Source organism: Methylobacterium sp. 142-1Y, from assembly GCF_057747795.1.
On sequence record NZ_JBYLEN010000002.1, the window covers coordinates 704,883 to 717,243 of the forward strand.

A 12,361-nucleotide genomic window follows, 5' to 3' on the forward strand; every position below is an offset into this window, starting at 1 on the left:
TCTCCTCGTGAACTCGAAAAACGGACTCTCAGCCGATGACCGCCGAGAGGAAGCTGCGGGTGCGGGCTTCGCGGGGACCGCCCAGGACCTCCGCCGGCGTGCCCACCTCCACGATGCCGCCCTGGTCCATGTAGACCACGGTATCGGCGACCTCGCGGGCGAAGCCCAGCTCGTGGGTGACGACCATCATGGTCATGCCCGACCGGGCGAGCTCGCGCATCACCGCCAGCACCTCGCCGACGAGTTCGGGGTCGAGGGCCGAGGTCGGCTCGTCGAACAGCATCAGCCGCGGCTTCATGGCGAGCGCCCGGGCAATCGCCACGCGCTGCTGCTGCCCGCCTGACAGCTGGGAGGGATAGTTGCCCGCCTTGGCGGCGAGGCCGACGCGGGCGAGCAGCGCCACCGCCTCGTCCCGCACCTCCGCCGGCCGGCGGCCCTGGACCTGGATCGGCCCCTCGGTGACGTTCTCCAGCGCCGTCTTGTGCGGGAAGAGGTTGAAGCGCTGGAACACCATGCCGGTCCTGAGGCGCTGGCGCGCCACCTCGCGCTCGCTCAAGGCGTGGAGCCGGCCGCCGGATTCGCGCATGCCGAGCAAGTCGCCGTCGAGCCAGATGCCGCCGGCATCGATCCGGGTGAGCTGGTTGACGCAGCGCAGGAGCGTGGTCTTGCCCGAGCCCGAGGCGCCGATCAGGCACATCACCTCGCCGGCGCGGACATCGAGGGAGACGTCGTCGAGGGCCTTGAACGTGCCGAACGTCTTCGAGACGCGGCGGATGGCGACGAGGGGCGGCGCGCTCATCGGGCGATCCTCGCAGCACCGCGGGAGAACCGGCGCTCCAGCAGCATCTGCAGCGGCGTCAGGATCGAGACGACCAGCAGGTACCACAGGCCGGCGACGATCAAGAGTTCGATGACCCGGGAATTGGCGTAGTAGATGTTCTCGGCGGCGTGCAGCACCTCCGGATACTGGATCACGCTGGCGAGCGAGGTCGCCTTGACGAGGCCGATGAACTCGTTGCCGAGCGGCGGTAGCACCACCCGCATCGCCTGGGGCAGGATGATGCGATGAAGCGCCTTCAGCCGGCCCATGCCGATCGCCTGCGCCGCCTCGTACTGTCCGGCATCGACCGAGAGCAGGCCGGCGCGCATCACCTCCGAGGTATAGGCGCCCTGATTGAGCCCTAAGCCCAGCAGGGCGGCAAGGAACGGCGTCATCACCTCGACCGACTTGACCGTCCACAGGCCCGGGATCCCGATCACGGGGAAGACGAGGGCCAGGTTGAACCACAGGAGCAGCTGCAGGATCAGCGGCGTGCCGCGAAACAGCCAGGCATAACCGGCGGCCACGCCCTTCAGCACCGGGTTGGGCGAGAGCCGCATCACCGCGACGACGAGGCCGAGCGCGATGCCGAGGCCCATCGCCAGCACCGCCATCACCAGGGTGTTGACGATGCCGTGCAGGATCACCGGAACGGTGAGGAAGCGGCCGACGTAAGCCCACTCGATCTGGCCTTGCGCGAAGGCGCGCCCGATCAGCGCCAGGACCGCCAGGATCAGCGCGGCGGCGATCCAGCGGCCCCAATGGGTCCGCCGCGCGGTCGGCAGGCCGGTGAGGTCGGGAAAGCCCTCGGCGAGACTGCGTCCGCTCGTCATCGATCCTCCGTCGTCGCTTGCACGCTTCCAAGCCCTGCCTTGATCGAGCCCTGCCAGGATCATGCCGGCTCGATCACGCCGGCCCGGAAGGCCGGGACGCCGGTCCGGCGCGTTGGGCCTGTCCCATCCGGGCTGCCGCTTCGGTGACGGGACATCGTGACCTCTGAGTGGGCATTACGATTAATTTATAAGCATTAAACTATTCCGTCCGACCTTCGGAACCCAATCATGCATATTCCTTACGCCTCCACAATTGCAAGGCTTATGATAAATTCCGCGCAACTATAATGTGGAGTGATGATGAACCTGCGGCAGCTCGAGATCCTGCGGGCGGTGGTCCGGCATCGCACCACCCTGGCGGCGGCCGAGGAGCTGGCGGTGTCGCAGCCGGCGGTGAGCAACGCCCTCAAGGCGATGGAGGCGCAGGTCGGCTTCCCGCTGTTCGACCGCATCAACAACCGGCTGTTTCCCACCGCCGAGGCGATGACGCTCTACAAGGAGAGCGAGGCGATCTTCGCCCTCCACGCCAAGCTCGAAGGCCGCCTGCGCGACCTGCGCGAGAACCGGCACGGGCATCTCGCCCTCATGGCGACCCCGCCGCTGGCCTACGGCCTCCTGCCCCGCGCGCTCGCCGCCTTCGTGCGCGCCCGGCCGCAGACGCGGCTGTTCTTCGACGTGCGCCGCTACGAAGGCGTGATCGAGGGCGTGACCGGCCGGGTCGCGGAACTCGGCTTCGCACTCGGCCTGTCGAACCATGTCGGCCTCGCCCACGAGGTGGTGCACCGGGGCGAGATGGTCTGCGTCATGGCCCCCGACCATCCCTTGAGCCGCGAGGCCGCCGTCACGCCGGACGACCTCGCGCGCCACCCCTTCATCGGGCTGGAGCGCGGCACCCGCCTCGGCGAGGCGGTGCGGGACAGCTTTTCCCGCGCCGGGGTACCGTTCGGCGCGACCGTCGAGGTCCGCTACTGCAACACCGCCTGCGTGCTGGCCGGGGCGGGCGTCGGCGTCGCTGTGGTCGATCCGTTCTCGCCCTCGCAAGGGGGAGCGCACCCGGTGGTGGTGCGCCCGTTCGTGCCGCGAACGCCGGTGGAGGCCTTCATGCTGTGGTCGGAGGCCGAGCCGCTGTCGCGGCTGGCGCAGGCCTTCCTGGCCGAGGTGCGGGCGGCGGCGCGCGGGCCCTCATCCTGACGCTCGGCCCGCAGGTCCGGGCCGTCTCGCCGGCCACCTCCGATCGCGACTCATCCAGCAGATCGGGCTGCGTCCGGCTGGACCGGCCGGCGAAGGGCGCTTCGGTGACGGCTCCGATCGGCGAAGCAGACTTCACCCCGGACATCGCCCCTTTGCATAAAAACCCTTTTAAATTAGATATTTGACCAATGGCACAGCGCTTGCGCAATGCCTCTCGACCACCGCCGGTCCCGCGGCGGACGGTCGGGAGACTGGCCCATGGCAAGCCGCCTTCTCGCCTACGACCCGGAACTCGAGACCTTCGAGGGCGAGACCGCCGCTCCGCCGCCATCCGGCCACGGGCACTTGCGCGAGATGGCGCGGGCGACGGCGCTTCTGGAGCTGCGCGACGCACCGGCCCTCCACTCCTTCCTGCACGAGGCCGCCCGTGAGGCGGCCCGGGCGGAGAGGATGGCGGGTGCGCACGCGGCGCTCGCCGCCGCGATCCGGCAACTCGAAGCCACGCTCGTCGCCGCGTTGCGGGCGACGCCGCCGCACCGGCATCCCGGGCCGTTCGGCGCCACGCTGGGCAGCCACCTCGTCGCCATCGCAGGCTCCCGCCTCGGGCTGGAGATGGAAGGCCTGAGCCGCGAGGACCAGGAATTCCAGATCGCCCGGCGCCTCGTGCGCTTCGTCGCGGCGGCCTTGCGCCGCGCGGCGCGCGATGCCGGGCCCGATCCCGAGGCAGCCGCGCGCCGGGCGCTCGCCGCCGCGGCGGCGCGGCTCGCCCCAGGCCTGGTCCACTCCCTCACCCCTCCCCTTGCCTCCCCCCCGCCGGGGCTCCCGGGCCGCGCCCCGGCACCCGCGCGGACGATCGGCGTCCCGCCCGCACCACCCGGGCGCCCTTCCCTTTCCCACCGCCCGCCGCCGGCGAGGCGATCATCGCAGGAGGCTGACATGCACAACATCGACCGCAACATGCTGGAGTTCGGCCACGAAGGCGAGACCTTCGAATCCGAGCAGTTCGAGTGGCCGCAGGGAGAGACGGAGTACGGCCAGGCCGAAGGCTGGTTTGGCGAGTACCAAGGCGAAGGCGAAGGCGAGTGGGGCTACGAGGTCTTCTCCGAGCAGGAGATGATGGAGCTCGCCGGCGAGCTGCTCGAAGTCCAGAGCGAGGAGGAGCTCGACCAGTTCCTCGGCAAGCTCATCCGGAAGGCCGGCCAGGCGGTCGGCAGCGCCATCCGGTCCCCGATCGGCCGCGCCCTCGGCGGCGTGCTCAAGGGCGTGGCGAAGAAGGCCCTGCCGCTCGCCGGCACCGCGCTGGGTACCGCGGTCGGCGGCCCGCTCGGCGGCATGATCGGGCGGGGGCTTGCCAGCGCCGCCGGCTCGGCCCTCGGCCTCGAACAGGAGATGATGGCGCAGGAGGATCGGGAATTCGCCGGCGCGACGCAGTTCGTCAAGCTCGCCGGCCAGACCGTGCAGCAGGCGGTGGATGGCGGCGGCGACCCGCGCCAGGCCGCGCAGGCCGCGGCGCGCGAGGCGGCGCGCCGGCACGCACCGGGCCTTCTCGCGGCGCGGCGCAGCGCGGGCGGCGGCCAGTCCGGCCGCTGGATCCGGCGCGGCACCCGCATCGTCCTTCTCGGCGTTTAGGCGGGCACCGCCATGGCCTCCGCACCTCCCCTTGCGCCGCCCCTTGCCCCCTTGGCCCGCGCGATGCTGCGCCAGGAGGCCCGAGCCCTGCTCGGGCGCCTGGCGCGGATCAAGCCCTTCGCGCTCCAGGAGACGATGCTGCCGGCGGCGGCGTTGCTGCCCCGCGCGCAGAGCGCCGTCGAGCGGTTCCTCGTCGCGGGGCGGCGCGAGCTGCGCAGCCTGATCGAGGGCTACCTCGCCTGGATCGACGGGCCGGCGGGGGGCGCGGCGACGACCGAGGAGGCGCATCGGCGCTTCGTGATATTGCGGCTGCGCTTCAACGTCGTGCTGACGCAGTTCGACCTGTTCGCGGACGTCATCACCCAGCGCAGCGAGGCGGAGACCGGCGTGTGGCTCGGCGGCCTCGACGTCCTGGCGGGCGACGCCCTCGCCTTGCCGGGCGCCTACGAGGCGCCGCCGATCATCTGCTACCTCGACCGCGACGTCGGCGCCGCCATCCGGCGCGCCCGCACCCGCCTGCCCGGCGGGGGCGACAACCCGGTGGCGATCGTGCGCATGCCGCGCGAGCGCATGGTGGGCAGCGGCATCGCCTCGTCGCTGGTCCATGAGGTCGGCCACCAGGCCGCCGCGCTCCTCGATCTCGTGCCCTCGCTGCGGACGGCGCTGCAGCACAGGCAGCGGGGCGCCGAGGCCGAGCGCCTCGCCTGGGGAATGTGGGAGCGCTGGATCTCCGAGATCGTCGCCGACCTCTGGTCGGTGGCGCGGGTGGGGGTCGTGTCGACCATGGGCCTGATGGGGGTGGTGGCCCTGCCGCGTCCCTTCGTCTTCCGGCTCAACCTCGACGATCCGCATCCGATGCCTTGGCTGCGCGTCAAGCTCAGCGCGGCGATGGGCGAGGCGCTCTACCCCCACCCGCAATGGCGGCGCCTCGCCGCCCTGTGGGAGGGCTATTATCCGCGGGCGGGCGTGCCGCCCCAGATCGGCGCCGTGATCGCCGCGGCCGAGAGCACCATGCCGGCCTTCGTCGCGCTGCTCGCCGATCACCGCCCGCCCCGCCTGCGCGGCGCGTCCCTGCGCGAGGCGCTGGACCTCGGGCCGCGCCAGCCCGCGCGGCTCGCCGCACTCTGGCGGGCCTGGAACGCCGCGCCGGCGGGCCTCTACCGCGCCCGGCCGGCCCTCGTCCTCGCCGTGCTCGGCCAGGCCCGCGCCGACGGCCGGCTCGACCCCGAGGACGAGGCGGCGCTGATCGCCAAGCTGCTCACCTTCTGGACCTTGCGGGCGACCGTGAACACCGCGGCCCTGTGCGCCGAAACCGCCGTGCCGCCCGCCCGCGCCGCCTGACCCCGAGATGCTGCGACGAGATCCCGCGAGAGGAGATGACGATGGCCAAGCAGACGTCCACACCGAACTTCCGCTTCTTCTTCCGCAACGAGGAGGCACAGAACCAGCTCGTCGCACCGGGAGATACGCTGCCGGTCACCGTGGAGTTCACTCCGGCGGACAACGTCCCGTCCAGGGACTGGACGCTGACGCTCGAAGCGAAGACCGATCAGGACATCTCGATTTTTCCGTCGTCGAATGACACCAGGGATGACGGAAAAATCGTCTCAAGCACGATATTCCTGACGTTTCCGAAAACGAGCAACCCGACGCCGATCGAGATCATCGCCATCGCGACGCCGAGCGACGGCAATCCCATCAGCCGGTCTCGCCCGGTCTACCTGGTGAACGGCCTCTACGAGGCGCTGCAAGTGACGCAGATCGACGACGCGACGCGCGACGATCTCGGGCTTCCTGCCGGCGGCGCCTATGTCCGGCTTCGCCACCCCGGATTCGCCGGCGGGTTCAAGGCCTTCGATCTGCAGCCCGCATGGACCGATCCCAATCATCGACCCGTCGACCTGGTGAACCCGGCCGTCGAGACCGACGACTTCTTCATGCCGGCACCGGCAAAACCCGTGCAGGTCACGCTCTCCCTCACCAGGGAGGTCAAGATCCTCGGCGCCGGGAAGCGGGCCGAACCGCTCTACTTCCGGGGCGACAGCCTGTTCGCGGCCTCGGCGTGGATCGAGCCGCCGAGGGCGTCGCAGCCGCCCGACCCGGTCGTGCGGGTGGCGCTTCAGCGGACCGGCGCCGTGATGACCCGGGACGCGATCGTCAACAACGCGATCCGGGCCTCCGCCCAGGCGATGTCGAGCGGCCGGTACTTCCAGTTCATCGACCGCGTGTTCTGCGGCGAACACCCCCAACCGCCGCATCTCATGGAACTGCGCCAGCAGGCCCGTCATCCCCACGCCTTCGTCGGCGGGGTCAACGCCTACGAGATGCTGAAGACCGCCACGCAGGTCTTCCTGCTGACGCATTGCGGCGTCGCCCGCGATCCCGACGCGTTCCGCGACACGGCGGAGGAGGACGGCTCCCGGCTCGGCGAATATGTCTCCCCCGAGGAGCTGTCGTCGCGGATCACGAGCTACCTCGATCTGTCGAGCGGCCGCCTTCCCTACATCCAGCGGATCATCGACACGGCCTTCTCGGACCGCGAAGGGACCAGCCGCGGCCTCCTGTGCCACGGCCTCATCGCCGCGCGCATCGACGCGCCCTGCCTCGTCGAGCTGATCTGGTCGTACTGGCACGAGGAGGGCATGCTCGTGCAGACCCTCAACGCGATCAGCCGGCGCTTCCAGAACGTGCGGGCGCCGGGCGGGCGTGACCCGCTCGCGCATCTCGAGATCGATCCGCTGCGGCCCCTCAACGGCGTGCTGTGGGGCTACATCCAGGACGAGTGGAACCGCCTCTCGGTCCAGCGCCGGGCCTACGAGTACGACCACCAGTACGGGCTGCCGATCTACGGCCGCGCCGTGCCCGGCCTGCGCCCTGCCGACAGCCGCTCCAAGTTCCTGGAGGCGTTCCACAACCTCCTGCACCGCACCTACGTGTTCTACAAGGAGGACAGCGACACGACGGTGATCGCCGACGGCTATCCCCTGCTCAACTCGCTCAAGGAGGTGCACCTCCTCCTGGCCCAGGGCGCCCACAACCAGTTCGGCGACCTGCCCTGGACGGCCCGGGTCGAGATGCTGATGCAGCAATGGATCCTGGCGCGCCCGGAGATGCGCGACTTCCTCCAGAGCCGGCCGATGGTGCCCTATACCGAGCGCTGGATGCCCGCCGTCGACACGATGAAGACCCTCCAGGGCTGGTCCGACGTCACGGTGACGCATTTCCGCGATCTCGGCGTCTACGGCGAGCAGGTCCTGCTCTCGGTGCGCTGGAACGACTGGATCGGCATCAACGACGAGAACGCGGCCAAGAACTGGGCCCGCTACTGGCGCCCGGAGATCCAGAGCTACATCCACGCCTACCGCGCCGTGACGGGGGCGGATCTCAGCAACCCCGAGGGCGTCGACGTCACGCCGCCCTCCTGGCACCTGCGCAAGCGGCTCGCGCTCCAGCGCGCCCGCTGACCCGCCTCCGGCGGGTCCCTTTGCCCGCCGCCCGTTCCCTCCTGAATCCGGCTCGCCCGCAGGGGCTCGCAGCCGCACCGGACGAGGTTGCGCCATGGCCACCATCGATCAGTTCGAGACGATCCCCTTCCTGGGCGAGACGGAGAGCGAGGGCGAATGGCTGCCCGAGTTCCACGAGGAGGGCGAAGTCCGCCGCGTCCCGCCCCGGTCGCCGGCCTGGCGGGGGCCGAGCCCGCACCAGGCCCGCCGGCCGGCCGCCCTTGCAAAGCCGGCGCGAGCCCCGAGGGCGCCGGCTCTCCGGATGCGGGTCCCGCATCCCCCTGGCGGGCCGTCGCGAATCAAGCCGCCGACATTCCGGCCGCCCCTCATTCGCTCTCCCTGGCGGCCCTATCCGGGACCGGCCTGGATCGACGGCATCTCCCCCACCATCGTCGGAGGCGAGGGGCCGAGCGAGCTGGCGCGCTGGACGCAGAGCTGCCTCAACCGTGCTCTCGGCCTGTCCCTGCCGATCACCGGATTCCTGGATCCGGCGACCCGCGACGCGGTGCGCCGCTTCCAGGCGCGGGAGAATCTGCCGGTCGACGGGATCATGGGGCCGCCGACCCAAGCGGCGCTCGGGGCCGCCTGCGCCCGCGGACCCGGCGGCGCGCCGGCCGAGGGCGGCGGCGAGCCCCCGCCGGAGGGCGCAGGCGACACGTCCCCCGGCGACGCTCCGCCGGAGCAGGGCGAACTGACCCGCGGCGGCTGCGGCTGCGCGGCCTGCCGCGAGCGGGACAACGAGGGCGAGTTCGCCTTTGTCGGCGAGGGCGAGACCTTCGAGGCGATGCCCCTCGGCGAGGCCTTCGAGAACGAGCTGTTCGAAGGCGAGGTCTTCGAGGGCGAAGCGTTCGAGGGAGAGGCGTTCGAGGGCGAACTCTTCGAAGGGGAAGCATTCGAAGGCGAGGCTTGGCAAGGCGAGAACTGGCAAGGCGAGAACTGGCAAGGCGAGAACTGGCAAGGCGAGAACTGGCAGGGCGAGAACTGGCAAGGCGAGAACTGGCAGGGCGAGGCGCCCCGCACCCCCTCTCGCTCCGGCGCGTCGAAGCCCTGCGCGGTGATCAACGTCGATTGTCCGCCGCCCGGGCGGCCCGCCCTGGTGCTCGACCGCTTCCGCTTCGACGCCAGCGCCCTCGACCGTGCCCGGCACGGGCCGCCGATCCGGGCGCTCGCCGCGCGCATCCTCGCCTCGCAGCGCGCAGGGAGGCCGATCCGGTCGGTGACCATCGCCGGCCATACGGACGCGGCCGGGGACGACGACTACAATTTCGCCCTGGCGCGCCGCCGCGCCCAGGCGGTCGCCCAGGCCCTCTGCGCCGCCCTCGAAGCGGGACGGCGCGGCGCGACGCGCGGCTTCACCGTGCGCCTGACCTCCTGCGGCGAGCGCCAGACCAAGCCGACCCCCGACCAGAGCCGGCGCGTCGAGATCTTCCTGCCGGGCCATCATCCGGGACCGGGCCGGCGCAACCCGCCCGACACCACGACCTGCGGCGTGCCCCGCGGCGGCGTCCGGAGCGAGCTGGCGGCGGAGGGCGAGTCGTCCGGCGAGGTGCCCGTCCCGCCGCGCCGGCCGGGCACCGCCCCGGCGATCGCGCCGGCCCTGTGCTTCTTCCAGAATGCGAGCTTGGCCGCGCACCGCAACCACTTCCAGCATCAGGCCACGCGCTGGGCCGGCCGCATCCGGGCACAGGCGGCGCCCACGTCGCCGGGCTGCGCCAGGCGGGTCGGCGGCACGGCCTACGAGACCGGCGCCGACATCATCGGCACGATCCGGGCGGCCCGGGCCTGCCAGCGCAAGCGCGTCACGGCGATCCACATCTTCAGCCATAGCGGATCGAACGGCGTGTTCGGCTCCCGCTCGGGCGGGGCGGTGGGCCTCTACCGCGACGGTGTCGATGCGGCGGACCGGGCGCAGGGCGCCCGGCTCGTGACCGACATCCCGACGGACGCGCTCGCCGAGAACGTCGTGGTGGTCCTGCACGGCTGCAACACCGCTTCGGGCACGGACAACGTCGCGGGGGCGCTGTTCCGGCATCTCGCAGGCCATCTGCGCAATCCCCGGGTGTTCGGCCATCCCAACAGCGGCTGCGCCGGGCGGGACGACAGCTGGCGCGAGTTCTCGCGCGCCGCTCCCGGCGGGCGGGCCGTCCGCTCCATCGCGCCCGTCTACGAGGGCAAGGGCGGCTGCAGCTGAAGGAATGTCCATGGGGAGCGCTTGCGCCGCCCATGGACATTCCCAGGGAGTGGACCATGATCATCGACTGCCATTGCCACGCGGGCACGGGCGACGGCCTGACCGGACCCTGGGACACCACCGCCCCGATCACCCGCCACCTGCAGCGCGCGGCGGAGGCCGGCATCGACCGCACCGTCGTCTTCGCCGCCTTCCATTCCGATTACGCGAAGGCCAACGCCGAGGTCGCGCGCATCGTCGCGAGCCGGCCCGACCGGCTCCTCGGCTTCGCCTTCGTGCATGCGGCGCGCGACAGCGGCCGCATCCTCGACCTCGTGCGCGTCGCCGTGGAGCGCTACGGCTTCGTGGGCATCAAGGCCCACCGCTACGACGCGCGCCTGTCGCGCGAGATCTGCGAGGCGGCCCGCCGCTTCCGCATCCCGGTCCTGTACGATCCGGTCGGCGAGATCGCTGTGGCCGAGCTGGTGGCGGGTGCCTATCCGGACGTCGATTTCATCCTGCCCCATCTCGGCAGCTTCTCGGACGATTGGCGCGCCCAATCCGGGCTCATCGATCACCTGGTGCGCCACCCCAATATCCATGCCGACACCTCGGGCGTGCGCCGCTTCGACATCCTGGAGGAGGCGGTGAGGCGCGCCGGCGCACGGAAAATCCTGTTCGGGTCGGACGGGCCCTGGCTGCATCCGGGCCTGGAGCTCGCCAAGGTGCGGGCGCTCAAGCTCACGCCCGCAGACGAGGCCGCCGTCCTCGGCGGCAACCTGATGCGGCTTCTCGCCAAGCGGACGCAGCGCCGCACCGCGCCGCCGGTGCGCCACGTCTCACCCCCGCCCGCCGTCCGGCGCGATCCCTGGCTCCTCGCGGGTGCCGAGGGCTGAGCCGCGCCCCGGTGCCCCGGCACGCCAGGCCGCCCGACGGAGCTGCAGGGCGCGGTCGGTGACGCGCAAGCTGCGCGCCGCCGCCTGCAGGTTCCCGTTCTCCCGCTGCATGGCGATGCGCATGGCGGTGTCGGCGGCGACCCGGCTGATCGCCTTGAGGCCGATCCCGAGCGCCACGGCCTGCCCGATCGCGCCCTCGAACCCCGCCTCGCGCAAGGCGGCGGCGAATCCCGCCTCGCTCGCGCGCTCGTCCGGCGGCAGCGACCCCACGGTGATCGGTCCCGGGCCGACATGGCGGCTGCTGATCCGCGCCATGAGCTGGCGCAGGTCGCGCACGTTGCCCGGATAGGCGCGGGTCAGGAGGTGCTCGGTGACCGCGGGGTCGAAGCCGGTTCCGGCGAGCGCGGGCTGGAACTGGGCCAGGAAATGCCGGGCGAGCGGCAGGATGTCGTCCCGGCGCTCGCGCAAGGGGGGCACCCGGAACACCCAGCCGGCGATGCGGAAGTAGAGATCCTGGCGGAACTGGCCCGCCTCGATCCGCGCCGGCAGGTCGCGATGCGTCGCCGAGACCAGGCGGAAGCGGCTGTGGCGCCAGGTGTCGCTGCCGACGCGCTTGTAGGTGCCCTCCTGCGCGACGCGCAGGAGCTGGGCCTGGAGGGAGAGCGGCAGGTCTCCCACCTCGTCGAGGAACAGCGTTCCGCCTTGCGCCGTCGCGAAGGCGCCGTCCCGGCCGGCATGCGCGCCCGTGAAGGCGCCGCGCTCGTGGCCGAACAGCTCGCTGCCGGCGAGTTCCGGCACGATGGTGGTGCAGTCGACGACCGCGAGGGCGCCGCGCTCGGCGCTCTCGTTGAGGTCGTGGACGAGGCGGCCCACCAGCTCCTTGCCGGTTCCGCTCTCGCCGACGAGCAGCACCGGCGCCTGGGTGAAATGCGCCACCTCGACCACGCCGCGCAGCAGCCTGCGCCAGGCGGGGCTCGCCCCGATCGCGGCCCGGCGCACGGCGGGGGAGACCATCAGGGCGTCGACGCAGGCCCAGCGCTCCAGCCGCGCCCGGACGCGGATCGCGACCTCCGCCGCAGGCCCGGCGAGCACGTCCGCCGCGCCGGCCGCCAGGAGGCGCCACTGGGCCTCGCTGTCGAGCTTTCCACTGCGGCAGGACAGGGCGATGACCCGCCGCTCCCCGGCCTCGGCCATCCGCCGCACGGCGTCGAGGACGGCCTCGTCGATCGCCGTGAACCCCACGAGGGCGTCCGCATCGCGCGCGCCGGACCCGATCGCGGGCCTCACGCCCTGCGCCGCGAGCGCATCGAGCAACGCAC

At 72.0% G+C, this 12,361-nt stretch carries 9 protein-coding genes; 6 read left to right on the forward strand and 3 right to left on the reverse strand.

Going from position 1 to position 12,361, the window contains the following annotated elements:
* Window positions 1–28: 28 nt before the first annotated feature.
* Both AC3AOF_RS33205 and AC3AOF_RS33210 read right to left on the reverse strand, forming a co-directional pair.
* On the reverse strand, window positions 29–799 hold the full coding sequence (locus AC3AOF_RS33205; RefSeq protein ID WP_488349257.1) for an amino acid ABC transporter ATP-binding protein: 771 nt from the start codon (window positions 797–799) through the stop codon (window positions 29–31).
* A complete protein-coding gene (locus tag AC3AOF_RS33210) occupies window positions 796–1,653 on the reverse strand; it encodes an amino acid ABC transporter permease (protein ID WP_488349258.1) in 858 nt (285 codons plus the stop codon). The genes AC3AOF_RS33205 and AC3AOF_RS33210 overlap by 4 nt, the downstream gene beginning before the upstream one ends.
* A gap of 300 nt (window positions 1,654–1,953) precedes the next feature.
* Here AC3AOF_RS33210 and AC3AOF_RS33215 point away from each other — a divergent pair, with 300 nt between their 5' ends.
* From AC3AOF_RS33215 to AC3AOF_RS33240, 6 genes are all read left to right on the forward strand, one after another.
* A complete protein-coding gene (locus AC3AOF_RS33215) occupies window positions 1,954–2,844 on the forward strand; it encodes a LysR family transcriptional regulator (RefSeq protein ID WP_236993139.1) in 891 nt (296 codons plus the stop codon).
* Between the two features lie 258 nt (window positions 2,845–3,102).
* Window positions 3,103–4,473, forward strand: coding sequence for a hypothetical protein (locus AC3AOF_RS33220; RefSeq protein WP_488349259.1), 1,371 nt, complete (start codon window positions 3,103–3,105; stop codon window positions 4,471–4,473).
* Between the two features lie 12 nt (window positions 4,474–4,485).
* Window positions 4,486–5,814, forward strand: a complete 1,329-nt coding sequence (locus tag AC3AOF_RS33225) for a hypothetical protein (protein WP_488349260.1) — start codon at window positions 4,486–4,488, stop codon at window positions 5,812–5,814.
* Between the two features lie 41 nt (window positions 5,815–5,855).
* Window positions 5,856–7,937, forward strand: coding sequence for a hypothetical protein (locus AC3AOF_RS33230; protein WP_488349261.1), 2,082 nt, complete (start codon window positions 5,856–5,858; stop codon window positions 7,935–7,937).
* A gap of 94 nt (window positions 7,938–8,031) precedes the next feature.
* Window positions 8,032–10,167, forward strand: a complete 2,136-nt coding sequence (locus tag AC3AOF_RS33235) for a peptidoglycan-binding protein (RefSeq protein WP_488349262.1) — start codon at window positions 8,032–8,034, stop codon at window positions 10,165–10,167.
* Between the two features lie 56 nt (window positions 10,168–10,223).
* Entirely contained in the window at window positions 10,224–11,042 is an 819-nt protein-coding gene (locus tag AC3AOF_RS33240; RefSeq protein WP_488349263.1) for an amidohydrolase family protein, read from the forward strand.
* Here AC3AOF_RS33240 and AC3AOF_RS33245 read toward each other — a convergent pair.
* Window positions 10,986–12,356, reverse strand: a complete 1,371-nt coding sequence (locus AC3AOF_RS33245) for a sigma 54-interacting transcriptional regulator (protein ID WP_488349264.1) — start codon at window positions 12,354–12,356, stop codon at window positions 10,986–10,988. The genes AC3AOF_RS33240 and AC3AOF_RS33245 overlap by 57 nt on opposite strands.
* Window positions 12,357–12,361: the final 5 nt, after the last annotated feature.

Coding starts and splice junctions, on each gene's coding strand:
- AC3AOF_RS33205 (WP_488349257.1), bottom strand. CDS start 799: ATGAGCGCGCCGCCCCTCGTCGCCATCCGCCGCGTCTCGAAGACGTTC.
- AC3AOF_RS33210 (WP_488349258.1), bottom strand. CDS start 1,653: ATGACGAGCGGACGCAGTCTCGCCGAGGGCTTTCCCGACCTCACCGGC.
- AC3AOF_RS33215 (WP_236993139.1), top strand. CDS start 1,954: ATGAACCTGCGGCAGCTCGAGATCCTGCGGGCGGTGGTCCGGCATCGC.
- AC3AOF_RS33220 (WP_488349259.1), top strand. CDS start 3,103: ATGGCAAGCCGCCTTCTCGCCTACGACCCGGAACTCGAGACCTTCGAG.
- AC3AOF_RS33225 (WP_488349260.1), top strand. CDS start 4,486: ATGGCCTCCGCACCTCCCCTTGCGCCGCCCCTTGCCCCCTTGGCCCGC.
- AC3AOF_RS33230 (WP_488349261.1), top strand. CDS start 5,856: ATGGCCAAGCAGACGTCCACACCGAACTTCCGCTTCTTCTTCCGCAAC.
- AC3AOF_RS33235 (WP_488349262.1), top strand. CDS start 8,032: ATGGCCACCATCGATCAGTTCGAGACGATCCCCTTCCTGGGCGAGACG.
- AC3AOF_RS33240 (WP_488349263.1), top strand. CDS start 10,224: ATGATCATCGACTGCCATTGCCACGCGGGCACGGGCGACGGCCTGACC.